22 protein-coding genes are annotated in these 23,990 nt (G+C 70.0%); 19 read left to right on the plus strand and 3 right to left on the minus strand.

Features of this window, described 5'->3' with window-relative positions:
- The first annotated feature begins 417 nt into the window (after positions 1 to 417).
- From FLL47_RS06665 to FLL47_RS06700, 8 genes are all read left to right on the plus strand, one after another.
- A complete protein-coding gene (locus FLL47_RS06665; RefSeq protein WP_144119542.1) occupies positions 418 to 795 on the plus strand; it encodes a hypothetical protein in 378 nt (125 codons plus the stop codon).
- An 8-nt stretch (positions 796 to 803) separates the two neighbouring features.
- Positions 804 to 1,781 (plus strand): ADAM 12 protein, encoded by a 978-nt coding sequence (locus FLL47_RS06670; RefSeq protein WP_144119543.1) that lies wholly within the window; start codon positions 804 to 806, stop codon positions 1,779 to 1,781.
- Positions 1,782 to 1,834: 53 nt separating this feature from the next.
- A complete protein-coding gene (locus FLL47_RS06675; protein WP_144119544.1) occupies positions 1,835 to 2,215 on the plus strand; it encodes a roadblock/LC7 domain-containing protein in 381 nt (126 codons plus the stop codon).
- 41 nt (positions 2,216 to 2,256) lie between these two features.
- Positions 2,257 to 2,628 (plus strand): hypothetical protein, encoded by a 372-nt coding sequence (locus FLL47_RS06680; protein ID WP_144119545.1) that lies wholly within the window; start codon positions 2,257 to 2,259, stop codon positions 2,626 to 2,628.
- Positions 2,629 to 2,942: 314 nt separating this feature from the next.
- Complete coding sequence (locus tag FLL47_RS06685) at positions 2,943 to 3,368, plus strand: DUF6232 family protein (protein ID WP_144119546.1); 426 nt, start codon at positions 2,943 to 2,945, stop codon at positions 3,366 to 3,368.
- A gap of 128 nt (positions 3,369 to 3,496) precedes the next feature.
- On the plus strand, positions 3,497 to 4,393 hold the full coding sequence (locus tag FLL47_RS06690; protein ID WP_144119547.1) for a helix-turn-helix domain-containing protein: 897 nt from the start codon (positions 3,497 to 3,499) through the stop codon (positions 4,391 to 4,393).
- A 59-nt stretch (positions 4,394 to 4,452) separates the two neighbouring features.
- The gene (locus FLL47_RS06695; RefSeq protein ID WP_144119548.1) at positions 4,453 to 4,653 is read left to right on the plus strand and encodes a DUF397 domain-containing protein; all 201 of its coding nucleotides are present in this window, start codon (positions 4,453 to 4,455) and stop codon (positions 4,651 to 4,653) included.
- Between the two features lie 132 nt (positions 4,654 to 4,785).
- Positions 4,786 to 4,980, plus strand: a complete 195-nt coding sequence (locus FLL47_RS06700) for a DUF397 domain-containing protein (protein ID WP_186315590.1) — start codon at positions 4,786 to 4,788, stop codon at positions 4,978 to 4,980.
- A gap of 58 nt (positions 4,981 to 5,038) precedes the next feature.
- Here the strand turns inward: FLL47_RS06700 and FLL47_RS06705 are convergent, their stop codons facing one another.
- Positions 5,039 to 5,968: a site-2 protease family protein gene (locus FLL47_RS06705; protein ID WP_144119550.1), complete on the minus strand. Its 930-nt coding sequence runs from the start codon at positions 5,966 to 5,968 to the stop codon at positions 5,039 to 5,041.
- A 71-nt stretch (positions 5,969 to 6,039) separates the two neighbouring features.
- On the opposite strand from FLL47_RS06705, the gene FLL47_RS06710 reads away from it, so the two are divergent.
- Positions 6,040 to 6,720, plus strand: a complete 681-nt coding sequence (locus FLL47_RS06710; RefSeq protein ID WP_144119551.1) for a VOC family protein — start codon at positions 6,040 to 6,042, stop codon at positions 6,718 to 6,720.
- A 58-nt stretch (positions 6,721 to 6,778) separates the two neighbouring features.
- Here FLL47_RS06710 and FLL47_RS06715 read toward each other — a convergent pair whose 3' ends face one another.
- Positions 6,779 to 7,336 carry a TetR/AcrR family transcriptional regulator gene (locus FLL47_RS06715; RefSeq protein ID WP_144119552.1) on the minus strand — a complete coding sequence of 186 codons (558 nt, stop codon included), beginning with the start codon at positions 7,334 to 7,336 and terminating at the stop codon, positions 6,779 to 6,781.
- A 55-nt stretch (positions 7,337 to 7,391) separates the two neighbouring features.
- On the opposite strand from FLL47_RS06715, the gene FLL47_RS06720 reads away from it, so the two are divergent.
- From FLL47_RS06720 to FLL47_RS06770, 10 genes are all read left to right on the plus strand, one after another.
- Entirely contained in the window at positions 7,392 to 8,453 is a 1,062-nt protein-coding gene (locus FLL47_RS06720) for an FAD-dependent oxidoreductase (RefSeq protein ID WP_144119553.1), read from the plus strand.
- An 89-nt stretch (positions 8,454 to 8,542) separates the two neighbouring features.
- Positions 8,543 to 9,553 carry a LacI family DNA-binding transcriptional regulator gene (locus FLL47_RS06725; protein ID WP_246157607.1) on the plus strand — a complete coding sequence of 337 codons (1,011 nt, stop codon included), beginning with the start codon at positions 8,543 to 8,545 and terminating at the stop codon, positions 9,551 to 9,553.
- Positions 9,554 to 10,355: 802 nt separating this feature from the next.
- A complete protein-coding gene (locus FLL47_RS06735) occupies positions 10,356 to 11,714 on the plus strand; it encodes an ABC transporter substrate-binding protein (RefSeq protein WP_144119554.1) in 1,359 nt (452 codons plus the stop codon).
- A 140-nt stretch (positions 11,715 to 11,854) separates the two neighbouring features.
- Positions 11,855 to 12,817 (plus strand): carbohydrate ABC transporter permease, encoded by a 963-nt coding sequence (locus tag FLL47_RS06740; RefSeq protein ID WP_144119555.1) that lies wholly within the window; start codon positions 11,855 to 11,857, stop codon positions 12,815 to 12,817.
- 12 nt (positions 12,818 to 12,829) lie between these two features.
- Entirely contained in the window at positions 12,830 to 13,717 is an 888-nt protein-coding gene (locus FLL47_RS06745; RefSeq protein WP_144119556.1) for a carbohydrate ABC transporter permease, read from the plus strand.
- A gap of 189 nt (positions 13,718 to 13,906) precedes the next feature.
- On the plus strand, positions 13,907 to 16,867 hold the full coding sequence (locus tag FLL47_RS06750; RefSeq protein ID WP_144119557.1) for a carbohydrate-binding protein: 2,961 nt from the start codon (positions 13,907 to 13,909) through the stop codon (positions 16,865 to 16,867).
- 35 nt (positions 16,868 to 16,902) lie between these two features.
- A complete protein-coding gene (locus FLL47_RS06755; protein ID WP_144119558.1) occupies positions 16,903 to 18,522 on the plus strand; it encodes a glycoside hydrolase family 13 protein in 1,620 nt (539 codons plus the stop codon).
- A gap of 228 nt (positions 18,523 to 18,750) precedes the next feature.
- Positions 18,751 to 20,520, plus strand: coding sequence for a glycosyl hydrolase family 28-related protein (locus FLL47_RS06760; protein WP_186315591.1), 1,770 nt, complete (start codon positions 18,751 to 18,753; stop codon positions 20,518 to 20,520).
- Between the two features lie 197 nt (positions 20,521 to 20,717).
- Positions 20,718 to 21,713 carry a LacI family DNA-binding transcriptional regulator gene (locus tag FLL47_RS06765; RefSeq protein WP_144119560.1) on the plus strand — a complete coding sequence of 332 codons (996 nt, stop codon included), beginning with the start codon at positions 20,718 to 20,720 and terminating at the stop codon, positions 21,711 to 21,713.
- Between the two features lie 137 nt (positions 21,714 to 21,850).
- On the plus strand, positions 21,851 to 22,204 hold the full coding sequence (locus FLL47_RS06770; protein WP_144119561.1) for an ADP-ribosylation/crystallin J1: 354 nt from the start codon (positions 21,851 to 21,853) through the stop codon (positions 22,202 to 22,204).
- A 27-nt stretch (positions 22,205 to 22,231) separates the two neighbouring features.
- Here FLL47_RS06770 and FLL47_RS06775 read toward each other — a convergent pair whose 3' ends face one another.
- The gene (locus FLL47_RS06775) at positions 22,232 to 23,845 is read right to left on the minus strand and encodes an MFS transporter (RefSeq protein ID WP_144119562.1); all 1,614 of its coding nucleotides are present in this window, start codon (positions 23,843 to 23,845) and stop codon (positions 22,232 to 22,234) included.
- Positions 23,846 to 23,990: the final 145 nt, after the last annotated feature.

The raw sequence follows: 23,990 nt of genomic DNA on the forward strand, positions 1-23,990 counted from the left end.
CCCCGCCCACCCGCCCCCCCGGGGGGGGGGGGGGGGGGGCCCCCCCCCCCCCCCCCCCCCCCCCCGCCCGGTTTTCTGCGGCCCCAGCGATGGTCGCCATAGGACAGCCGACTGCGTAAAGCAAGCCCGTGATGACGGACAGCTTGTGCGATTCGTCGAGGTGGAACGTGCGTAACCTGCCGAGCGGTCGGGGGTCGGCGGAGCGGCCTTCGGCACGCCCGTTGCCCGACCGTCTATATACGACTTCAATGGCCTTTCGGGCAGAAGTTGCGAACGAATAGTTTTCACCTGAACCATCCTTTATCTCGGTCACCTGTTGTAGTCTTCACCGAGCTACCCGTTACCACCGCAGCGTTTCCGGGCGTCTCGGCGGTGACGCGAATCGTGGGTGGCGCCATGTTCTTCCGGGGAGCGGGTGTGCTTGACATCGACGACTGTCTTCACCGTTTGATGGCCCTACAAGGCGTCCACGGCGCCAGCCTCATCGACTTCCCCAGCGGCTCGGTAATCGGCGCGGCCGGGCGCGGACCGGGCAGCCGCGACGACACCCCCGCCGACGCCGTCGGCATGATCCACGCGACCATGCAGACCGCCGCTTTCGCCACGGTCGGCCAGCCCGCCCACGTCGAGGACATCGTGATCACGGCGGGCAACGGATACCACGTCATGCGCCTGCTCTCGACGGAGGTCGAGGCGCGCATGGTGCTCTACATCTGGCTCGACCGCGCGGTCGGCAACCTCGTCATGGCGCAGCGCCAGCTCAGCGTGATCGCCGCCCAGTTCAGTGCGAACTGATCCGGCGCATGTCGAAGAGCTCACGCCCGCCGCTGCTGCGGGAGTCCCTCGAACCGTGGTGCGCAGCCGGGGTCACCGGTGCCCTGCGCATCCTCGACCCGCCCGGCGGCGTGGTGTACGTCGTCGACGGGCGCATCGCCTACGCCGAGACCCCCGTCGCCTCCGGAGTGGAGCGCCTGCTCACCGCGTCCGGCCGGCTGCCCGCCGAGGCCTGGCGCGCCGCCGTCACCGCCGGGCGGGCCCAGCACCGCATCGGGCCCGAACTCGTCGACGCCGGGCTGGTCACCCAGGTCGAGCTGGAGGCGCTCGGCGTGATCGCCCTCTACGACGCGGCGTTCTTCCTGTTCGACCTCGTGGTGTCGGCGCACTTCGAGCACCGCGCCCGGCACCCCGTCGGCCACCTGCGCACCCTCGACCTGCGTACGGTGTGCCAGGAGGTGGACCGGCGCAAGCGGCTGCTCGCCGACGCCTGGCCGGACGCCGCCATCGACACCGCGGCCGTGCTGCCCCAGCGCCGGCTGCGCTCGCAGTGCGTCGCGCTCACCGCGCTGCAATGGGAGGTGGTGGCCAACGCCGACCGCCGCCGCAGCCCGATCGACCTCGCCCGGCTGCTCGGCCGCGACACGTTCACCGTCATGCTCGAGGTGCGCCGGATGGCGCGTACCGGCCTGGTCGAGCCCGGCCGCCCCGGCGGCTCCGCGGCCGCGGAGTCGGTCGCCACGGTGCGGGCAAGGGCCGCCGCCGGACTGACCACCGCACCCGCGGCGCCCGCCGCGGCGCAGCCGGGACGGCACGCGAAACCCGTGGCCGAACCCGCGCCCGACCCGCCGGCCGAACCGGACGGTGAGCCGCAGCCGCACATCCCGCTGCCGCGCCGCGCCATCCGGCACGAGCCCGTTCGGCGCACCGAACTCGCCGGCACGCCGGAGACCCGCGTGTCGGAGCAGATCCTCACCCGTCTCATCGCCGGGTTGGGGGCGCTGTGAAACGAGACCTTCTGAGATCGGTCCTACGCGGTAGGAAGAGAGGAGTCATCCCTTTGGCCCCAGACAGTCCGGTGCTCGCCGAGATACGCGAGCTGCGCGTTCGGCTGCCACACGTGGTCGGTGTGCTCGTGGCGAGCGTCGACGGGCTGCTCATCGCACAGGACGCCGAAGGCATCGAGCCGGAGGTCTTCGCCGCGATGTCGGCCGCTCAGCTCGGCCTGGGGCAGCAGATCATCGCCGCGGTGCGAAGGGGGGAGTTCCGGGAGACGGTAACGGCCGCGACCAACGGTTACGTGGCGACCTTCGCGGCCGGGGCGTCGGCCCTGCTCACCGTCATCGCCGGCCGGGAACTGAACGTCGCCCGCCTGCACCACGAGGCGCGACCCGTCGCGGCGCGCATCGGAGAACTCGTACAGCACGTCGAGATCCGCTGAACAACCGACCATCCCTTGTCGAACGAAAACGAGGTTCCACCATGGCTGACATGGAAAGCTCGCTCCAGGAAGCGATGCAGATCGAGGGCGCGGTGGGTGTCGCGCTCGTGGACTACACCAGCGGCATGGCCCTGGGCACGCTCGGCAGCGCCAAGGAGCTGGACCTGACCATCGCCGCCGCGGGCAACACCGACGTGGTCCGGGCCAAGCTGCGCACCCTGGAGATGCTCAAGCTCAAGGACTCGATCGAGGACATCCTGATCACGCTGGGTGTGCAGTACCACGTCATCAGGCCGCTGACCAGCCGCAACACCCAGGGGCTCTTCCTCTACCTGGTGCTCGTCCGGTCACGGGCCAACCTGGCGATGGCCCGGCACAAGCTCAAGACCATCGAGGAGGGTCTGCAGATGTGATGCCGCCGATCTCGTCGCCGGTGGCTGAAGGCGTTGTGTACCAGGCCATCGGCGGTGAGGCGGTCGCGATCGGACGTGATTCACTTTAATGTTCGTTCAAATCAGCGGTACCGCAGAGTGCGGTATGGCGATCAACGTCTGTCCAACCCATACTGAGCGGTAAGGAAACGACATGTTTCCTGGAACAGGAACAGCGCCCGGCTGGCACCGGGCGCCGCTCTTGGCCTCATCCCACGCGGGGAAGGAGGACCGTCACATGTCATCTTTACTCATGCAACTCTCTCCCTGCAAGGGCCGTTCAAGGGAGAGAAAGGATGCCCGTCTACTACCGAGGCCCGTGCGCACACATCGACCACCGGTACCTTGAGGTGTACAGCCCTGAGCCCCGCCGGTTCGCCCTGCGCGGACTGCACGGGGTGCACATCGTCTGCGTCCCGGCCGACCGGGCCGGCGGTGGCGGGGCCACCACCCGGCTCTACGCCACAGGCACCGCGGGCGTCGTCGCGGCGACCGCCTGGCCGGTGCTCGGGACCGGTGCGATGTCGGTCGCGGCGACCATCGCCGCGGCGTTCCTGGTCGGGGCCCGTGGCTGCTGGCGGACCAGGACTCACTCGTACGAGTTGCGCGGGTTCTACCGAGGGTCGTACCAGGTGCTGTTCGCGACCACTGACGAGCGGATGTTCGAGCAGGTCAGGCGTGGTCTGGTGCGGGCGATGGAGTACCACGCGGACACGAATTGACATCGCTTTTCGATGGTGGTGTCCAACCGGGATGCCGCGGTGTAACGTCTGTGCGTTGCATCACACAGCGGCATCCCAATCTGCTGTACGGCTAGATCACGGAACGGGTGACGATCGGGAGGGCCGCGATGGTCTCAGGTGATCTGCCTGCCGTGGCCCGCCGTCGACTCCGCCTCGCGCTCCGGGGATGGCGCGAGGCGGCCGAGCTGACGCAGGGGGATGTCGCCACTGCTCTCGACTGGTCGCTGTCCAAGGTGCAGCGCATTGAGAGCGGCGAAGTGACCCTCTCCGGCACGGACCTGCGCGCTCTGCTGGCGAAGCTCGAGGTGGGTGATCCAGCCACCGTCGCGGAACTCGTTCAAGACGCCAGGATTGCCCGTCGTCGCGTTGCCGGTTGGTGGGACACTCCCCGCTATCGCGCTCATCTCACCCCCGCACTGATGCAGTTGATGCAGTTCGAGAGTCAGGCCACGGCGATCCGGACCTTCTCGCCGGCCCTGGTTCCAGGTGTGCTGCAGACGCCACGGCATGCCGAGATGGTCCTGAACTTCTGGAACAGCGAGCTTCGCATGATCACAGATGATCAGCGTGCGGCACGGCTCGAGGTCCGTCTGCGTAGGCACGAACACATCTTCGACCGTGCGGACCGGCCGACCTACATCCTGACGATCGATGAGTCGGTGCTGCTTCGAACCGCAGATGACCGTGAGGTTGCGATCGAGCAGCTCCAGCACCTGATGCGACACCTCGTCGAGGGAAAGATCATTCTGAGGATCGTGCCCCTTCCCCTGGCCGGGCTCGCCGTCACTCTCGGGCAGTTCAGCGTTCTCGAACTCGGCAGCGAAAATGACGCCGTCCTCTACCGCGAAAGCTGGGCGAGAGACGAGATTCTCCATGATCCAGGTGATGTTTCGCTCCATCGCCGGATTTTTGATGCGATCGAGCGCAGGTCGTACAGCGCAGAGCGCTCCAGTCGTCTGCTTGAGGCCCGTATCGCGGCCTTGCGGGCGGAGTCCGATAGCTAGGCGGCTCGGCCGCCTGAAAGACCACTCCCGCCAACAACAGAAAGGATCAGTGTTTCCGCATGTCCACTCTCGAGGCCGCAGTCGGCTGGCGCAGGAGCAGTTACTGCGACAGCGGTGCCTGTGTGGAGGTCGCGCAGCTCGACCACGGCGTCGCAGTGCGTGATTCGAAGGACCCGCAAGGCCCGGTCCTTCGTTTTTCCCGCCAGGAGTTCGCCGCCTTCATCGCGGGGGTGAGGGCGGGGGACTTCGTCACCGACTGACGTCGTCCCCAACAGGTCCGTTCCCCGGGTGGGAACGGACCTGTCGCGTTGTGCCAACTGTTCCGTCGTGGATCGTCACGGCCGTTGTCGACTTGTACGCTGGGTTGCCAGCCACCGATGAAGGGTCGATCCATGACATCGGACAGTCGGAACATCGAGTGGAACGTCGGCTCATACTGCGATACCGCAGCTTGCGTCGAGGTCGGCATGGGCGACGGCAAGGTGCGCATTCGCCGAGCTCGGACGAGCGAACCCGTTGTCGTGTTCACTCACGAGGAATGGACGGCGTTCCTGAGGTCGGCCAAGGACGGCGAGTTCGACATCTGACCGCCCGGGGACCCGGTGGATGACGGCGCGGTCACCCGCCGGATCTCGTTCGGGGTCGTCACCAGCTCTTCCAGAACTGGAAGAGGTGGTTGCCGTAGTCGGCCAGGCTGGTGGGCACGCCGGAGACGTCGAGGAAGAATGCGGTTGCGTCGCGGAACAGACCTCCGGCCAGCGGGAAGTACAGCAGGGCGAAGACGATCAGGATGCCGAACGGCTTGATCTTGTTGCCCGCGTGGCGCGCGCCGGGGGACAGGTAGGGCTCGATCATCCCGTATCCGTCCAGGCCCGGCACCGGCAGCAGGTTGAGGATGGCGGTCGCGACCTGCAGGTAGGCGAGGAAGGCCAGCCCTTCCCAGAAGACCATGTGCTGCTCGGACGGGTCGAAGGCGGACGACGGTCCGGCGACCGAGATGACGAGGAGTAGCCCTGCGGCGGCCACGACGTTGACCGCGGGTCCGGCTGCGGAGACCAGGGCGTCGCGGAAGCGGTTGCGCAGGCGGTGGCTCTCGATCATGACGGCGCCGCCGGGCAGCGGCAGTCCCCCGATGAGCAGCCACAGCATCGGCAGCAGCAGCGTGAGCACCGGGTGGCCGTACTTGCGCGGGTCGAGGCGTAGGTAGCCCTTCTCGGCCACGGTGTGGTCGCCGCCGCGGTGCGCGGTCAGCGCGTGGGAGAACTCGTGCAGGCAGAGCGTGACCAGCCAGCCGGAAAGCACGAAGAAGAACACGACCAGCGACGGATGTCCGATGCCGGTCCACATCGCCACGGCGCTGACCAGCATGACGACGACGAGCGCGACGAAGATGAGGGAGATGCCGCCGCGCGGTTCGCGGTCGCGCCGCGGTCGCGGCGTGCGCCCCGGACGTAGCGAGGGTATCCGCCGCTCGCGTGCCACCTGGTTCTCGACCGCCTTGGCGCGGCGGCTCCAGTCCTCTTCGGCCGCCAGGCGGTCGAGTGGATCGTCGTGTTGCCCTTGCCCACCGCTCATGGCGGGCAAGGCTACCCGAGTCGGCACCATGAGCGCTGTACGCGCGTGCCGTGCCCTGGAAGCATCGGAGTATGAGCGAAACGGTCCTCACCCGGCAGCAGGCGTCCGAAGCGGTCACCGGTCACGGCTGGCGGTTCGTGCTCGGCTCGCTGTGCACCGCTGTCGAGGTGTCGTCGCTGGCGCAGGCGGCGGAGGTGGCCTCGCTGGCCGTGGCGGCCGCGGGTCCTGGCGCCGAGCGCCACCTGCTGCTCGACCTGCGCGGGGACCGGGTACTGCTGACCGTCCAGGTGCCCGGCGAGATGCGGGTGACCGGCCGGGAGACCGAGCTGGCGGTGCGGGTGTCGGCCGCGTTGACGGAGGCCGGGCACACGACCGATGCCGTCGGTGGGCGGCAGCGCGTCGTCCAGCTGCTGGAGATCGCGATCGACGCGCTCGACATCGCCGCGGTGCGTCCGTTCTGGCTGGCGGTGCTCGGTTACGCCGAGGTGGGCGACGATCCGGGGGCGGCCGTCGTCGACCCGTACGGTCAAGGTCCGACGGTGTGGTTCCAGCAGATGGACCGGCCGCGCACCCAGCGCAATCGCATCCACCTGGACATCTCGGTGCCGCACGACGAAGCGGATCGGCGCGTCGCGGCGGCCGTCGCCGCCGGCGGGCGAGTGGTCTACGACAAGGAGGCGCCCGCGTTCCGGGTGCTAGCCGACCCTGAGGGCAACGAGGTATGCGTCACCACCTGGCTCGGCCGCGACTGAGCACCCAGGTTGGCGGTCGAGCGCCGACCGTCGGCCCGGGGGGCATCACCGATGCAGATCAAATGGTGGTCATGCCGCGCAGTGTGGTGAGGATGGACGGCGTCGGGTCGAAGTCGGGCTCGGGGCAGGCTAGCTGGATGGCCACCAGGCCGTCGACCAGGGCGAGCACGGTCAGGTAGTCGGCCTGCGGGGCGGTCGAGCCGAACTGCGCCAGCCACGGCTCGCCCCACGTCGCCAGCCGTTGCCGTGCCGCACGGATCTTCTGCTGTAGCCCTGGCTGGAACGCCGCCTCGTGGAAGATCGCGTGCCGGGCCAGCGTCAGTGCCTTCGCCGGGCCGGTCACCTCGCCGACCATATCTCCTATGAGCTGGGCGAATTCATCCAGCGAGCGGGGCGGGCGCTGCCCGGCAAGGCGCTGCCACACCGCCGTCTCGATCTCGACGAGCCGGTCGAGGACGCCGCCGACCAGGGCATCCCGGGTGCGGAAGCTGTTCGACGTCGAGCCCTCCGGCAGCCCGGCCTGGGCGTCGACCGCGCGGTGCGTCAGCGCGCGCAAGCCTTTCGTGCCGAGCACGGCGATCGCGGCGTCGAGCACCTGCTCCCTGCGGTCGGACATGAGATTCATACTACAGCTGTAGTTGAGGGCACTACAGCTGTAGTACGTTCGGGACATGACGAGGACGGCAGCCGTCGTAGGTGGCGGCATCGGTGGTCTGGCGACCGCCATCGGCCTGCGGGCCGCGGGCTGGCAGGTCTGCGTGTACGAGCGCAGCGACACGTTCCCGACCACCGGCACCGGCCTGGGCATCTGGCCGTCGGCGCTGCGCGCGCTCGACGAACTCGGCATCGGCGGGGCCGTGCGCGCCGCGGGGCTGCCCCAGCGCAGCGGTGCGATCCGCCGGCCCGACGGGTCGCGCATCGTCGCCCTCGACATGGACAAGGTGCGGGAACGCCACGGCGAGCCGGTCCACCTGGTGTCCCGGCCGGCCCTGCTCGGCGTGCTCGGCCAGGCGCTGCCCGCGAACGTGGTCCGCTTCGGCCGCCCCGTCGACGACGTCACCGAGCTGCGCCGCGACCATGACGTCGTGGTCGCGGCCGACGGCATCGGCAGCCGGATCCGCGCCGCGCTGTTCGGTGACCGGCACGGCCTGCGTTACGCGGGCGCGACCGTGTGGCGCGGCACCGCCGACCTGGACACCGAGGCCGGCGGCGAGACCTGGGGAGTCGGCGCCCGCTTCGGGGTCACCCCGCAGGGGCCGGGCCGCGCCAACTGGTATGCCGTGCTGACCGCGCCCGAGGGCTACCGTCCCGCCCTCGACGACGCCGACGAGCTGCGCCGCGTCTTCGGCCACTGGCACGATCCGATCCCGGCCGTGCTCGACCGGTACGCCACCTCGCACGTGATCCGGCACGATCTGCACCACCTGGCTCCGGCGCTGCCGTCGTATACGGCGGGCAACGTGGCGCTGCTCGGCGACGCGGCCCACGCGATGACTCCCGATCTCGGCCAGGGCGCCTGCCAGGCGATCATCGACGGGGTCACGCTGGCCCGGTGCCTGTCCGGCGGCGACGTGGCGGCGGGGCTGCGGGCGTACGACCGGGCACGCCGCCGCCCCACCCAGCGCATGGCCGCCGCGTCCCTTCTCGTCAACCGCATGTCCCAGGCTCGCCGCCTCCTTCCGCTCCGTGACGCCGTCCTGCGCCTCGCACTCTCCTTCGGCCCACCCGCCTGACGAAGGCCGGTGAGCTGGGCGTTCACGAGCGTGCAACAGGTTGCGCGGGCTGGCTTGGTTTTTGCACTGGTTGCTGTAAGATCCCGGGGGTGACGACGAGCAGGCTTTCGGCGGTGGCGAAGTTCGCGGGGGTCTCCGAGGCGACCGTGAGCCGGGTGCTGCGGGGCAAGCCGGGGGTGTCCCAGGCGACCCGTGACGCGGTGCTGACGGCGCTGGACGTGTTCGGCTTCGCCCGGCCGGAGCCGGTGCGCAGTGAGCGCGCACGGCTGATCGGGCTGGTCGTGCCCGATCTCAGCAACCCGATCTTCCCGGCGTTCGCCGAGGTCATCGGAGTGTCGCTGATCCAGCGCGGGCTGGTGCCGGTGCTGTGCACGCGCACCTCCGACGGGGTGTCCGAGGCGCACTACATCGAGATGCTGCTGGCGCAGCAGGTCGGCGGGATCGTGTTCGTCGGCAGCAGCTACGCCGACGCCGGGCCTGCCGCGATCAAGCAGCTCACCGAGCGCAGGCTGCCGATAGTGCTGATCAACGCGGCCGACGAGAACCTCGGCGTGGCCCGGATCTGCGTCGACGACACGGGCGCGGCCGAGCAGGCGCTGGCGCACCTCGCGGGGCTGGGCCACGAGAAGATCGGGCTGATCCTGGGGCCCGTCGGGCACGTGCCGTCGGCCCGCAAGCTGGCCGGGTTCGCGAAGTTCTGGGAGGAACGCGGCGAGACCCGCTGGCGGCGCTGGGTGGACCACACCGTGTTCACCGTCGAAGGCGGCCGTGGTGCGGCGAACCGGCTGCTGGCGGCGGGTGTGACCGGCCTGGTGTGTGCCAGTGACGCGCTGGCGCTGGGCGCGGTGCGGGCGGTGCGCAAGCAGGGCCTGGAGGTCCCGGACGACGTGTCGGTGGTCGGCTTCGACGACTCGACCTTCATGGGCGTGACCGACCCGCCCCTGACCACGGTGCGCCAACCGGTCCGGGCCATGGCCGGCGCGGCGGTGATCTCCCTGCTGTCGCAGCTGGAAGGCCGTCCGGCGGCGGCCGAAGAGGTGCTGTTCGACCCCGAGCTGATCGTCCGCAGCACCACCGGCCCGTGCCCGGTGCGCGCCTAGGCCTACCCGTGCACCCCGGTCCCCGCCCGCAACGAAGCCGGCGGCAAGCCCCGACCACCACGCCCCCCGTCGCCGGGTGCGCCACCGCTCCGTGCCCGGCCTTCGGATCCGCCACCGTCCCACGCCCGGCCTTCGGCCGCACCGCCCGCCCGGCCTTCGACCACGCCCCACGCCCGACCTTCGGCCACGCCCCACGCCCGACCTTCGGCCACGCCGCCCGCCCGGCCGGGGTCCCGAGTCGCGCCGCCGCCTCACCTCCGACCGGGCCCGCCGAGGGTGCGCATCGGGCCTCCCACCTGCCACAACTCCTGAAGAGTCGCGCCTTCACGCCTACCGGGAGACCGCGACTCTTCAAGAGTTGCGCCGCGGGGTGGGCGCGGGGTGGGTGCGTCGGGAGTCGGGGTGGGTGAGTGATCGTTCGAGTTGCCTGGCACGTGGGGGTGTGGGCGTGCAAGATACGCACACTTGCCAGGCAAGTCGAGCGATCTTGGGGGCGGCCGGGCCCGTGGGAGCGGTAGCGATCAAGGGAATGGGCTGGTCGCGCCCTTCTTGACAGATAATATCGATGAGTCACGAACTTGCGGGGCTGTGCAAGTGGATGGCAAACGAGTCATCACGTTTTTGCGTCATCCTCTGGACTTCCGGGCGCGAGCGCGCCTATCCTTCTGCTCACGCCACGGCGCTGTAACCCCCGAGCGACGTGGCCGCAATGCGCGATTAACAACCCGGAGCGCTCGCCGCTGCCGGAGCCGCCGGGCCGGCTGAGGCTCGGAGTGTGCATACAGAAGGGATCGGAGAACCGATGAACCGACGTTTGCTCGGCAAGTCGCTGGCGCTCGCGCTGGTGGCCGGCACGACGATGCTCGGCGCGGCCTGCGCCAGCGAGGAGCCGGCGACCCCGAGCGGTCCGGTGACCATCACCGTCAACGGGATGCCCCCGGCGACGGACGCGGTCAACCGCAAGAACTTCGAGGACGACGTCAAGGCGTTCGAGGCCAAGTACCCGAACATCAAGATCGACGCCAAAGAGGGGTTCATGGACCCCCAGCAGTTCGCCACCAAGCTGGCCGGTGGCCAGCTGGAGGACGTCTTCTACGTCTACCTGACCGACCCGGCGAGCCTGATCGCCAAGCGTCAGGTGCAGGACATCTCGGCGCAGCTGGCGGAGTTCCCGTCGATCAAGGACGTCAAGCCGGACCTGATGAAGGTGTTCACCGGTGGCGACGGCAAGGTCTACGGCGTGCCGGTGGCCAACTACTCGCTGGGCCTGGTCTACAACCGGACGCTGTTCACCAAGGCCGGTCTCGACCCGGCGAGCCCGCCCAAGACCTGGGAAGAGGTCCGTGAGGCGGCCAAGAAGATCGCGGCGCTGGGCAACGGCACCGTCGGCTACGGCGACTACAGCAAGAACAACACCGGCGGCTGGCACTTCACCGCGGAGATGTACTCCATCGGTGGCGACGTCGCCGTCAAGGAGGGCGACGCCTGGAAGGCCGCCTTCAACAACGACAAGGGCAAGCAGGTCCTGCAGCAGTTGAAGGACATGCGCTGGACGGACAACACGATGGGCCAGCGCCAGCTGCTCGAGTGGGCCGACCTGCTGCAGATGATGGCCTCCGGCAAGCTCGGCATGTACATCGGCTCGGCGGACAACTTCCCCGTCATCGTGAACCAGTACAAGGCCAAGTACGAGGACTTCGGTCTCGGCGGCATCCCCGGCGGCCAGGGCACCCTGGGCGGCGGCGACGGCTACATGTTCAAGGCCGGCCTCAGCCCGGAGAAGATCAAGGCTGGCCTGACCTGGCTGTCCTTCAAGGGCGGCGCGCTCGACCCGGACCGCATCGCGGCAGACAACGAGAAGGCTGCCGCCAAGGGCCAGCCGGTGGGCCTGCCCCAGCCGAACATCTGGACCGGTGCCTCGCTGGCCAAGTGGGAGGAGGCGACCAAGAAGCACGCCAACATCCCGTCGGAGAACTTCGGGCCGTTCCTCGCCACCGCCACCACCATCCCGCTGAAGCTCGAGCCGCCGCTGGCGCAGCAGATCTACGCGGTGCTGGACACGGCCATGCAGAAGGTGCTGACCGACCAGAACGCCGACATCGCCAAGCTGCTGGCGGACGCCGAGAAGCAGGTCAACACCATCCTGTCGACCGTCAAGTGACGCGGTAGGGTCCCGGACCGCGGGGGCGCCGGTAGGGCGTCCGGGTGGCAGGCCACCAGGACGAACGACCGGCGCAGGTCCGGGACCCACCTGCCGACCAGGCACACCGGGTTCAGCACAGCAGGAGAGGAAGCACGACGATGACGGTGATCGCGCCGGAGACCACGGCAGCGGTGACACAGGGGACGGGGCGCGACGGCGGGCCCGGGGGGCCGGGCTCGGCCCGCACGGCGAGGCTGCGTCGTAAGATCGGCGACAACCTGCAGGCGTACGTCTTCCTGACGGCAGGCCTGCTCTGCTTCGGCCTGTTCTCCTGGTGGCCGCTGGTCAAGGGCATCATCCTCAGCTTCCAGCAGGACAACTTCGTCACCGACCCGATCTGGGTCGGGTTCGACAACTACCAGGCGGTGCTGGACGACCCGCTGTTCGCCACCGCATGGCTGAACACACTGGAGTTCACCGGCCTGGCGCTGCTGTTCGGGTTCGCGGTGCCGTTCGTGCTGGCCCTGGTCATCAACGAGTTCCGGCACGCCAAGGGCTTCTTCCGGTTCGCGGTCTACCTGCCGGTGATGCTGCCGCCGATTGTCAGCGTGCTGCTGTGGCAGTACTTCTACGACCCCGGCACGGGCCTGTTCAACGCGATCCTGTCCGGCGTGGGCCTGCCCACCTCCGACTGGACGCAGTCGCCGAAGATGGCGATGATCTCGCTGGTACTGGTCTCGACCTGGGCCAACATGGGCGGCGCGACCATCATGTACCTGGCCGGCCTGGCCGGCATCCCGGGTGAGCTCTACGAGGCCGCCGAACTCGACGGCGCCTCGGTCTGGCAGCGCATCAGGCACGTGACCATCCCGCAGATGCGCTTCATCATGCTGGTCCTGCTGCTGCTGCAGATCGTCGCCACGATGCAGGTCTTCATCGAGCCCTATCAGCTCACCGGCGCCACCAACCCCGAGACCATCACGGTGATGATCCTCATCTACCGGTACGCGTTCACCGTCAACAACGACTTCGGCATGGCCGCGGCGATGAGCGTGCTGCTGTTCATCGTGCTCGGTGCGTTCTCGGCCCTCTACCTGCGGCTCACCCGCAAGGCCGACTGAGGAGGATCCCAGATGAGCTCGACGACGCGATCCCTGATCTCGGAGGCCGACCTGCGCCGCGGCCACGGCCGCCTGATCTACCGGCTGGTGCTGGGTGCGATGGCGGTGGCCTTCGTGCTGATGTTCATCGGCCCGCTGTACTGGATGATCATCGGCGCTTTCAAGACGCCGATCGAGCTGGCCCAGACGCCGCCGACCATCCTGCCGACCGAGTGGCACCCGGAGACCTACCTCGACGCGTGGAACCGGCTCGAGGTCGGGCGCTACATGGTCAACACGGCGTTCTACGCGCTCGGCGGCTGGCTCATCCAGCTGATCGTCGACGTGGCGGCGGCGTACGCCCTGTCGAAGCTGCGCCCGGTGCTCGGCAACGTGGTGCTGGGCGGCATGCTGGCCAGCCTGATGCTGCCGGCCGCGGCGCTGCTGGTGCCCGCCTACCTGACCGTGGCCGAGGTGCCGATCTTCGGGGTCAACCTGCTCAACACTCCGTGGGCGCTGTGGCTGCCGGGCGCGGCCAACGCCTTCAACATCTACGTGCTCAAGCGTTTCTTCGACCAGATCCCCAACGACCTGCTCGACTCGGCGGGCATCGACGGCGCGGGGCGGTTCCGGCTGCTGTGGCACATCATCCTGCCGCTGTCGCGGCCGGTGCTGGCGGTGGTCTCCATCTTCGCGATCATCGGGTCCTGGAAGGACTTCATCTGGCCGCTGCTGGTGCTGCAGGACCCGGAGGGCCAGACCATCAGCGTGGCGCTGAGCCGACTGGCCGAGACCGGACGGGTGACCAACAACGAGATGTTCGCGGGCCTCGCCATCGCCAGCATCCCGATGGTTGTCCTGTTCATGATCTTCCAGCGCAGCATCCTCAACGGCCTGTCCGCGGGAGCCCTCAAGGGGTAGGCCACACCCAGGTTTCCGGCCGCCCTGGCGCGCCGGACAGAGATCCGCTCACGCATCGCCGCCCGGCTCCGCCATGCCCGGGGGCCGGTCGGTGCTGCCCGGAACACGGCATTGCCGTCGCCGCCCGGCGACGGCGGCCGGGTTCCACCGCCACGGGGGACACACCGACGCAAGTGAAGGGAGTACGCAATGACGCTGCACCATCGCACCGCTCCACGCATCCCCGCTCGCACCCTGCTGGCCGCTCTCGCCGCGGCCGTGCTCACCCTGGGCGCCGGCCTGCTCACGGCCCTGCCCGCGTCCGCCGCCACCACGACGTACCAGGCCGAGTCGGCCGCGCGGTCCGGCGGGACCGTGGTCGCCACCGACCACACCGGGTACACCGGCTCCGGGTTCGTCGGCGGTTACACCGACGGCAACAAGGGCAACGCCAACCTGACGTTCACCGTGAACGTGTCCGGGACGGCCAACCGCACGCTGACCCTGCGCTACGCCAACGGCACCACGGCGACCAAGACCCTGTCGCTGTACGTCAACGGCACGAAGATCAAGCAGATCGGCCTCAACGCCACCGCCAACTGGGACACCTGGGGCACCCAGGTCGAGACCGTGTCCCTGGGCAACGGCAACAGCACGGTGTCGTACAAGTTCGACAGCGCCGACTCGGGCAACGTCAACCTGGACAGCCTGACGGTGGCCGACATCGCGGCCCCGCCCGCGGGCCAGTACGAGGCCGAGTCGGCTTCGCTGTCCGGCGGCGCGACGGTCGCCACGGACCACCCGGGCTTCACCGGCTCCGGTTTCGTGGGCGGTTACACCGACGGCAACAAAGGCAACGCGAACACGTCGTTCACCGTGAACGTCGCAAGCGCGGGCACCGCCACGGTGACCGTACGCTACGCGAACGGCACCGGCGCGAACATGACGCTGTCGCTGTACGTCAACGGCGGCAAGCTCCGCCAGATCAACCTCGCGGCCACCGCCAACTGGGACACCTGGGGCACGATCGCCGAGTCGGTCACGCTCAACGCCGGGAACAACACGGTCGCGCTGAAGTTCGACAGCACCGACTCGGGCAACATCAACCTGGACCACGTCACCGTGTCCGGGACGACCCCGCCGAGCCCGACGCCGACCCCGAGCACCAGCCCGACCCCGCCGGTGACCGGCGTGGCGTACGAGCTGGAGTCCGGTTTCCTCTCCGGTGGCACGTCGACCGCGACGAGCACCGGCGGCTACACCGGCAGTGGTTACGTGACCGGCCTGACCACGAACGGCGCGCGGGTCATCCGCACCGTCAACGCGGCCTCCGCCGGGGCGACCACGGTGACGCTGCGCTACACGAACACCAATGGCGCGGCCCGCACCGTTTCCGTGCACGTCAACGGGCTCAAGACCGGCCAGTTGTCGCTGCCCGCCGGTTCGGGCTGGCTCAACGCCGCGCAGAGTGTCACGCTGCGCGCCGGGCTGAACATCATCGGCTACCAGTACGACTCGGGCGACTCCGGCAACGTGCTGCTCGACAAGATCACCGTCGGCAGCGGCACGGCCCTGGCCGCCCGCGGCGCGACGCTGCCGTACACCGTCTACGAGGCGGAGTCGGGCAGCACCAACGCCTCGCTGATCGGCCCGAACCGGGCGTACCTGTCCGAGCCGTCGGAGGCGTCCGGCCGCCGGGCCGTGAAGCTGTCGTCGACCGGCCAGTACGTGCAGGTCACGCTGACCAAGCCGGCGAACGCGTTCGTGATCCGCTACTCGATCCCGGACAACGCGGCGGGCACCGGCAACACCAACCCGCTGGCGCTGTACGCGGGTTCGACGAAGATCCAGGACGTCAGCCTCAGCTCCGTCTACAGCTGGGTGTACGGGGCGTACCCGTACAACAACAACCCGGCGGGCGGTGAGCCGCACCGGTTCTTCGACGACGTGCGGGTGCTGCTGCCCACCACGTACCCGGCGGGCACGGTCATCAAGCTGCAGAAGGACGCGTCCTCGTCGGCGGCCTACTACACGGTCGACCTGATCGAGGCCGAGGTCGCCCCGGCGGCCCTGTCCGCGCCGGCCGACTTCCTGTCGGTGACCTCGTACGGTGCGGTCGCCAACGACGCCGGTGACGACACCAACGCGTTCAACAGCGCGATCTCCGCGGCGCAGAGCCAGGGCAAGGGCCTGTGGGTGCCGGCCGGCACGTTCGTCACGAACGCGCGGCTGAACATCCAGAACGTCAGCCTGCGCGGCGCGGGCGTGTGGCACACCGTCATCAAGGGCACGAACGGCAAGGGCGGCTTCTTCGCGACCGGGTCGAACGTGCGGCTGGCCGACTTCACCCTGTCCGGCGACGTGCGCTACCGCGACGACAGCGCGTTCGACGCGGGCATCGAGGGCAACTTCGGCACCGGCTCGCTGGTCAGCAATGTCTGGCTGGAGCACACCAAGGTCGGCATGTGGCCGTCCACCGGCACCAACGGCCTGTACGTCGTCGGCACCCGGATGCGCAACATCTTCGCCGACGGCGTGAACGTCAACGGCGGCGCGACCAACGTGCGCGTCGACCAGAGCACGCTGCGCAACACCGGCGACGACGCGCTGGCCATGTGGTCCAACTCGGCGCCCGTGACGAACAGCGCGTTCACCTTCAACACGGTGGCGCTGCCGATGCTGGCCAACGGCGCTGCGATCTACGGCGGCAACGGCAACCGCATCGAGGACAACCTGATCAGCGACTCGGTGTACGCCGGGTCCGGCATCGCCATCAGCACCTGGCACGGGGCGCTGCCGTTCAGCAACACCACCTCGGTGCAGCGCAACACGCTCACCCGCACGTCGAGCTTCGAGCGCAACTGGAACTCGTCGCTGGGCGGCCTGTGGATCTACGCGGAGGCCACCGACATCACGGCCCCGGTCCTGGTCAAGGACGTCGAGATCATCGACTCCACCTACCAGGGCATCCTGCTCAGCTTCCAGCGCAACATCACCAACCTCACGCTCGACCACGTCACCGTCAACGGCGCCGGGACGTACGGAATCGAGCTCAACGCCGCGGGCAGCGCGTACGTCACGTACGTCACCGTCTCCGGCGCCGCGAGCGGCGGGTTGATCAACCGGCTGGGTTACACGCTCAACCGCGGCCCCGGCAACAGCGGTTTCTGACCGAACCCACTGCTAGACACTGAAGGCAGGTACCCGTGTTCCACAACGACACCCGCGACTGGTGGCACCACGCCGCCATCTACCAGGTCTACCCGCGCTCCTTCGCCGACGCGAACGGCGACGGGGTCGGCGACCTGGCGGGTATCCGCGCCAAGCTCGGGTACCTGCACCAGCTCGGCATCAACGCCATCTGGTTCAGCCCCTGGTACCCGTCGCCGATGGCGGACGCCGGCTACGACGTGGCCGACTACCGCGACATCGACCCGTCCTTCGGCACCCTCGAAGAGGCGGAGCTGCTGATCGCGGAGGCGCACGAGCGCGACATCCGCATCATCATCGACATCGTGCCCAACCACTGCTCCGACGCCCACGCGTGGTTCCAGCGCGCGCTGGCCGAGGGGCCGGGTTCACCGGCCCGGGACCTGTTCTGGTTCCGGGCCGGTCGGGGCGAGCACGGCGAGCTGCCGCCCAACGACTGGAACTCCATCTTCAACGGCCCCGCCTGGACGCGGGTCGCCGACGGCGAGTGGTACCTGCACCTGTTCGCCCCCGAGCAGCCCGACCTGAACTGGGAGAACCCCCTCGTCCGGGCCGAGTTCGAGGACATCCTGCGGTTCTGGTTCGACCGCGGCATCGACGGCATCCGCATCGACTCCGCGGCGCTGTGCGTGAAGGACCCGACGCTGGCCGACTTCGACCCGGCCGCGCCACCGACCCCGCACCCGTTCGAGGACCGCGACGCCATCCACGACATCTACCGGTCGTGGCGCGTCATCGCCGACTCGTACGAGACCCCGCGGGCGCTCATCGGCGAGGTGCTGCTCGCCGACATCGACCGGTTCGCGCTGTACCTGCGGCCCGACGAGATGCACGCCGCGTTCAACTTCCACTTCCTGGGCTGCCCGTGGGACGCGAAGTCGCTGCGCCATTGCGTGGACGCGACGCTGGCCTCGCACGCGCCGGTCGGCGCGCCGAGCAGCTGGGTGCTGGCCAACCACGACGTCACCCGTACGGTGACCCGTTACGGCCGGGCCGACACCGGCTTCGAGCACGCCCTGCGCCAGGCCCGCCACCTCATGCCCACCGACGCGACGCTGGGCCTGCGCCGGGCCCGTGCGGCGGCGCTGCTGACCCTGGCCCTGCCCGGCTCGGTGTACGTGTACCAGGGCGAGGAGTTGGGCCTGCCCGACGTCGAGCGGCTGCCCGACGACACCCGCCAGGACCCGATCTACCACCGCTCCGGCGGCACCGACCCGGGCCGCGACGGCTGCCGGGTGCCGCTGCCCTGGTCGGCCTCCGGTTCCTCGCACGGCTTCAGCCCTTCGGGTGCCGAGCCGGCCTGGCTTCCCCAGCCGGACTGGGCGCACCTGACCGTCGAGGCCCAGCAGGCCGACCCCGGCTCGATGCTGCGGCTCTACCAGGCGGCACTGGCGATCCGGGGCAACGAGGCCGGGCTCGGCGACGGGCCGATGACCTGGCTGGACACCCCGGAAGAGGTGGTGGCGTTCACCCGGCCCGGCGGCTTCACCTGCGTGGTGAACCTGTCCGCCGAGCCGGTCGACCTGCCCGCGCACACCGCGGTGCTGCTGACCAGCATCGAGCTGACCGGCGGGCGACTGCCCTCGGACGCGGCTGCCTGGCTGCGCACCGTTTGAAAGCCGCCTGCGGCGGTGGTTGAGCGGACCACCGCCGCGGGTTCCTTCCCCACACCCGCCCATCCCGTTCCACCGCGGCCCCGCCTTCCCCCGCGGGCCGCGGCGCTCGTCATGATCGCCGGACTTGCCTGGCAACCGGGCGAAAGCGCCTTCAAGATACGCACAGGTGCCAGGCAAGTCCGGCGATCTCCGGCGGTGGGGCGGCAGACCTACTTCCAGGAGTCGCCGATGTCCCGCAAGGTGTTGATCCCGCTGGCCGTGGTCGTGGTCGTGGTGGCCGGGGCCGCCGTAGCGGTCGCCTGGCCGCGGGAGGACAAGCCCGCGACCGCGCCGACGCGCCTGGCCACCGTCGGCGACATCGCCGGTCGTGGGGCGTCGCTGCCGTGGCGGGCGTACGAGGCGGAGCACGTGAGCACCGACGGCACCGTCATCGGGCCGGACCGCCGCCACGGGACGCTTGCGGGGGAGGCGTCCGGACGGATGGCGGTCACACTCCAGCCCGGACAGCGGCTGACGGTCACCCTGACTGCCCCGGCGAACGCGGTCAACGTGCGCTTCTCGATTCCCGACAGCGCCGACGGGCGAGGCCAGGACTCGTCGCTTCGGCTGGAGGCGGCCGAGGCGACGTTGCCGCCGCTGGCGCTGACCTCGCGCTACAGCTGGTTCTACGGCGGCTTCCCGTTCACGAACACGCCCGCCCAGGGCGGGGAGCGGCACCTGTACGACAGCGCCCGTACCCTGCTCGGCACCGACCTGCCCGCCGGCGCGACGGTCACGCTGCGCGCGGGCGAGCTGCCGACCACCCTCGACCTGGTCGAGTTCGAGCAGGTTGCGGCCCCGCTGCCGCAGCCCGCCGGGGCGCTGTCGGTGGCCGACTTCGGGGCCGACCCGAGCGGTGCGAAGCCCGCGGGCGAGGCGTTCACCAAGGCGATCGCGGCGGCCCGTGCCCAGCGGAAGGTGCTCTACGTGCCCGCGGGCCGGTACGCGGTCGGGCAGCACCTGCCGGTCGACGGCGTCACCGTGCAGGGCGCGGGCATGTGGCACACCGAGCTGCGAGGCAAGGGCGTCGGCGTCTACGGCAACCCCGCTCCGAAGCCCTCCCAACAGGTGCACGTCGCCGACCTGGCGATCCTCGGCGAGGTGGACGAGCGCGACGACCACGCGGCACTGGCCGGGATCGGCGGTGCGCTCGGCGGCGGCTCCGTGCTGGAACGCCTGTGGATCCAGCATGTCAAGGTCGGCATGTGGCTGGACGGGCCGTTCGACGGCCTGCGCATCACCGGCTGCCGGATCATGGACGTCACCGCCGACGGCATCAACCTGCACCAGGGCGTCAGCAACACCGTCGTCAGCGACAACCTGGTGCGCAACACCGGTGACGACGGCATCGCCCTGTGGTCGGAGGCCGGAGCCGACGGCTTCGACGGCGAGTACGGCGCGGACCGGCAGGTCACCATCGAACGCAACACCGTGCAACTGCCGATGCTCGCCAACGGGATCGCGATGTACGGCGGCCACGACAACACGGTCCGCGAGAACGTCGTCGCCGACGTCCAGGTCGAGGGCGGCGGCATCCACGTCGGCAACCGCTTCTCCGCGACCCTGCTGCGCGGCACCACCCGCATCGAGCGCAACACCACCCTGCGTGCCGGAGCCGATCACCCGTTCCTGGCCACCCCGGTCGCCGCGCTGTGGTTCTACGCCAAGGACGCCCCGCTCACCGGCGAGGTGCTCGTCATCGACAACGACCTCCTCGACAGCACGCACGCCGCACTCCAGGTCCTCGGTTCCTCCGTCACCAACGTGACCATCACCGACCTGCGCATCCACGGCACCGGCACCCATGTCCTCCAGGTCCAGGCCGCCGGCTCCCTCACCCTCTCCGGCCTCACCGCCGACGCCCTCGGCGCGCAACCCCTCTTCCACTGCCCCGACGCCGTCACCTTCACCCTCACCGGCACCCCCCTCACCCCCACCTACTGCGGCCCCTTCCTGTGAAAGGAAGGGCACCTTCACATCGCTATGCGTTGTAGAAGGTGCCCTTCCCATCCTGATCACGGCAGTGAGCTCGGTCGCCGCCCGCGTCGCGACGATGCGTGCCGCGCACGGACGGAGCGCCCGGCGGCGGCGTAACTGACGCGAAATCGGTTCGCTTTCCGCAAGTGGCTTGCACTCGGGTGTTCTACACTTGCGCGATGGCGCGCAGGCTGGCCGAAGTGGCCCAACATGTCGGAGTCAGCGAAGCCACCGTGTCGCGGGTGCTGAACAACAAGCCCGGCATCTCCGAAGCCACCCGGGCGGCCGTGCTGTCGGCCCTCGACGTGCTCGGCTACGAGCGCCCCACCAAGCTGCGCGGCGAGCGCGCCCGGCTGGTCGGCATCGTGCTGCCGGAGATGCAGAACCCGATCTTCCCCGGATTCGCCGAGGTCATGGCGGGTGCGCTGGCCAAGAAGGGGTTCACCCCGGTGCTGTGCGCGCGCACCGTCGACGGGGTCGCCGAGTCGGAGTACATCACCATCCTGCTGGAGCAGAACGTCTCCGGCGTGATCTTCGCCAGCGGCCTCTACCAGCAGACCCGGGCCGCGCACGAGCACTACGCGCGGTTGAGCGAGCGCGGCCTGCCCACAGTGCTGATCAACGCGAGCGCGGACGGGCTGGCGTTCCCGCGGGTGTGCACGGATGAGGAGCACGCGGTCGAGCAGGCGTACGCCCACCTGACGGCGCTCGGCCACGAACGGATCGGGCTGGTGCTCGGGCCGTCCGACCACGTGCCCTCGGCCCGCAAGCTGGCCGCCTACCGGGCCGCCCGCAAGGGCGCGCCCGAGCTGGTCGCACACGGCGCGCTCACCATGGAGGAGGGCCACGCCGCCGCCGCGCGCCTGGTCGCCGAGGGCGCGACGGGTCTGATCTGCGCCAGCGACGTGCTGGCCATCGGTGCGATGCGGGCGGTACGCCGAGCCGGCAAGCAGGTGCCCGCCGACGTGTCCGTGGTCGGCTTCGACGACTCCGGGCTGATGGCCTTCACCGACCCGCCGCTGACCACGGTGCGCCAGCCGATCGTCGCCATGGGGCAGGCCGCGGTCGCGCTGCTGCTCAGCCAGATCGACGCCGAGCAGGTGCCCGACGACGAGCTGCTGTTCGAGCCGGAGCTGGTGGTGCGCGCCTCGACCGGCCCGGCCCCGACCGCCTGACGTCCCCCGCCGTGGGCACGGCGCAGCAGGTGTCGACGAAGTTGTGCCTCGCGCCGCGGGCGTTCGGATGGCGGCAAACCCGCTGGCCGGACCGCCCCGCTGGCCGGTAACGTGCGCCGCTGCGAGAGGAGCGCGCGATGACCGAGACGTTGACCCTGTGGCGGCCCACCGGCCCGAAGGAATTGGACCTGGTGCGGGAGTCGGGCTGGCGGGCCTGGCCGCCGCGCCTGCCCGACCAGCCGATCTTCTACCCGGTGCTCAACGAGCAGTACGCCATCATGATCGCTCGTGACTGGAACGTGCCCGCGAGCGGCTCCGGCTACGTGACCCGGTTCGCGGTGGACCGGGCGTTCGCCGAGCGCTACCCGGTGCAGCAGGTCGGCGGGCGGGACATCCTCGAGCTGTGGGTGCCCGCCGAGGAGCTGGACGAGTTCAACCGGCACATCGTCGGCCTGATCGAGGTCGTGCACGAGTTCCACGCGACCGCCTGAACCCGGCAGCAGCGCGCCGCGCCTTCGTCAGCCCGCTTCCCGGGCGGGCGAAGGCGCGCTTGCCGCTGGTGCCATGTCTTCGGCCTGGTAGGAGGCGAGCAGGCGGGTCTCCTCGGGGTGGCGCGGGTAGTACCTGGCGACCAGGGCCATGCCGAGCAGGATGGCGAGGATCGCGGCGGAGTACGCCCAGCGGTCGCCCGCGAGGAAGGCGTTGCGGGCGCCCTCGATGATCTCGGCCGCGTGGTGCGGATAACGCTGGGCGGTGTCGGCGGCGCTCGAAAAGGACTTCTGCAGCTCGGCCACGACCGACTGGGCGATCTCCTGCGGCTGTGGCGTCTCCTGCACCTGCTTGGCGATGGACCTGGTGTAACCGAAGGTGAGCAGCGCGCCGAGCAGCGACTGCATGATCGCGCCGCCGAGATCGCGCTGCAGGTCGGCGGTGCCCGAGGCCATGCCGACCCGCCGCACCGGCACCGAGCCGGTCAGCGAGCGCGACGCCGGGGTGCCTGCGAGCCCGATCCCGACGCCGATCAGCGCGTACGCCAGCCCGACCCGCCAGTAGGCGACGTCCTCGTGCCACAGCAGCAGCATGGTGAGGAACGCCAGCAGGCAGAACAGGTAGCCGAGCAGCAGGGTGAACCGCGAGCCGCGGCGCTCCACCAGCTTCGCCGAGTACGGCGCGAACAGCGTCATCATCAGCGGCGAGGGCAGGATCGCCGCCCCGCCCTGCAGCGCGGTGTAGCCCAGCACGTTCTGCATGAACTGCTGCCCGATGAAGATCGCCCCCATCAGTGAGCCGAACACGATGGTGCCGGCCACGGCCGCCACCCAGAACGTGCGCCGTGCCGCGATCCTCAGGTCGTACAGCGGGTTGGCGGCTCTGCGCTGGCGCAGCACGAACGCGATCGTCGCGGCGACGGCTATCACCGCCAGCCCGGCCGCGGCCGCTCCCGCGCCGGGGGAGGGCGCGAAGTTCACGGCGAGCACCAGGGAGCCCACCAGCACCACGGACAGCACGCCGCCGAGGTGGTCGACCGGTTCGGTGGACTCGTTGACGTGCGCCGGGACGCACCGGATCGCCAGGACCAGCGCGACGACCGCGAGCGGCAGCGTGATCAGGAAGACCGCGCCCCACCAGAAGCGCTGCAGCGCGGCTCCGGCGAGCAGCGGGCCCATCGCGGAGATCGCGCCGCCGATGCCCGACCACAGCGCGATCGCGCGGATGCGCGGACCGCCGCGCCACAGGGCGGCGATCAAAGCCAGGGTGGTCGGGTAGGCCATGCCCGCGGCGAGTCCGCCGAGTACGCGGGCGCACACCAGCATCACGTCCGAGGTGGAGTGCGAGGCCAGCAGGCAGGCGGGTACGGACAGGCTGATGCCGAGGATCAGCAGCAGCTTGCGGCCGTACCGGTCGCCGAATGCGCCGAGGTAGAGCACCGAGGCGGCCAGGCCCAGCGAGTAGCCGACCGCGACCAGGTTGAGCATGGTCTGCGACGAGTCGAAGGCGCGCCCGATCGCGGGCAGCGCCACGTTGGCCACGCTCAGGTTGAGGTTGGCCACCGCGGCCACCAGGATCAGCGTGCCCAGCACGAGGGCCGGGCGCGGGGGAGCCACGTCGGCGGCCGCCCTGCTCGGCGTCATCGCTCGCCTCTCGCGCCGTTTCGCCCGGCGGATGACCAGGGCGTAGCTCCACGTTATGCGGCACCGGGCGCGGGCAGGCGCGGATTCTCCGGACCGGACGCGGGCGCTCCCGCCCGCCTGGGTTTCGCGCGAGCGATCGAGGGCG

This window comes from Catellatospora sichuanensis, assembly GCF_007483665.1.
Taxonomy (GTDB): domain Bacteria; phylum Actinomycetota; class Actinomycetes; order Mycobacteriales; family Micromonosporaceae; genus Catellatospora; species Catellatospora sichuanensis.

What these genes read in the sequence shown, in the direction of transcription:
- FLL47_RS06670 (WP_144119543.1), top strand. Translation starts at nt 804, where the DNA reads ATGTCGAAGAGCTCACGCCCGCCGCTGCTGCGGGAGTCCCTCGAACCG.
- FLL47_RS06680 (WP_144119545.1), top strand. Translation starts at nt 2,257, where the DNA reads ATGGCTGACATGGAAAGCTCGCTCCAGGAAGCGATGCAGATCGAGGGC.
- FLL47_RS06685 (WP_144119546.1), top strand. Translation starts at nt 2,943, where the DNA reads ATGCCCGTCTACTACCGAGGCCCGTGCGCACACATCGACCACCGGTAC.
- FLL47_RS06690 (WP_144119547.1), top strand. Translation starts at nt 3,497, where the DNA reads ATGGTCTCAGGTGATCTGCCTGCCGTGGCCCGCCGTCGACTCCGCCTC.
- FLL47_RS06695 (WP_144119548.1), top strand. Translation starts at nt 4,453, where the DNA reads ATGTCCACTCTCGAGGCCGCAGTCGGCTGGCGCAGGAGCAGTTACTGC.
- FLL47_RS06700 (WP_186315590.1), top strand. Translation starts at nt 4,786, where the DNA reads ATGACATCGGACAGTCGGAACATCGAGTGGAACGTCGGCTCATACTGC.
- FLL47_RS06705 (WP_144119550.1), bottom strand. Translation starts at nt 5,968, where the DNA reads ATGAGCGGTGGGCAAGGGCAACACGACGATCCACTCGACCGCCTGGCG.
- FLL47_RS06710 (WP_144119551.1), top strand. Translation starts at nt 6,040, where the DNA reads ATGAGCGAAACGGTCCTCACCCGGCAGCAGGCGTCCGAAGCGGTCACC.
- FLL47_RS06715 (WP_144119552.1), bottom strand. Translation starts at nt 7,336, where the DNA reads ATGTCCGACCGCAGGGAGCAGGTGCTCGACGCCGCGATCGCCGTGCTC.
- FLL47_RS06720 (WP_144119553.1), top strand. Translation starts at nt 7,392, where the DNA reads ATGACGAGGACGGCAGCCGTCGTAGGTGGCGGCATCGGTGGTCTGGCG.
- FLL47_RS06735 (WP_144119554.1), top strand. Translation starts at nt 10,356, where the DNA reads ATGAACCGACGTTTGCTCGGCAAGTCGCTGGCGCTCGCGCTGGTGGCC.
- FLL47_RS06740 (WP_144119555.1), top strand. Translation starts at nt 11,855, where the DNA reads ATGACGGTGATCGCGCCGGAGACCACGGCAGCGGTGACACAGGGGACG.
- FLL47_RS06745 (WP_144119556.1), top strand. Translation starts at nt 12,830, where the DNA reads ATGAGCTCGACGACGCGATCCCTGATCTCGGAGGCCGACCTGCGCCGC.
- FLL47_RS06750 (WP_144119557.1), top strand. Translation starts at nt 13,907, where the DNA reads ATGACGCTGCACCATCGCACCGCTCCACGCATCCCCGCTCGCACCCTG.
- FLL47_RS06760 (WP_186315591.1), top strand. Translation starts at nt 18,751, where the DNA reads ATGTCCCGCAAGGTGTTGATCCCGCTGGCCGTGGTCGTGGTCGTGGTG.
- FLL47_RS06765 (WP_144119560.1), top strand. Translation starts at nt 20,718, where the DNA reads ATGGCGCGCAGGCTGGCCGAAGTGGCCCAACATGTCGGAGTCAGCGAA.
- FLL47_RS06770 (WP_144119561.1), top strand. Translation starts at nt 21,851, where the DNA reads ATGACCGAGACGTTGACCCTGTGGCGGCCCACCGGCCCGAAGGAATTG.
- FLL47_RS06775 (WP_144119562.1), bottom strand. Translation starts at nt 23,845, where the DNA reads ATGACGCCGAGCAGGGCGGCCGCCGACGTGGCTCCCCCGCGCCCGGCC.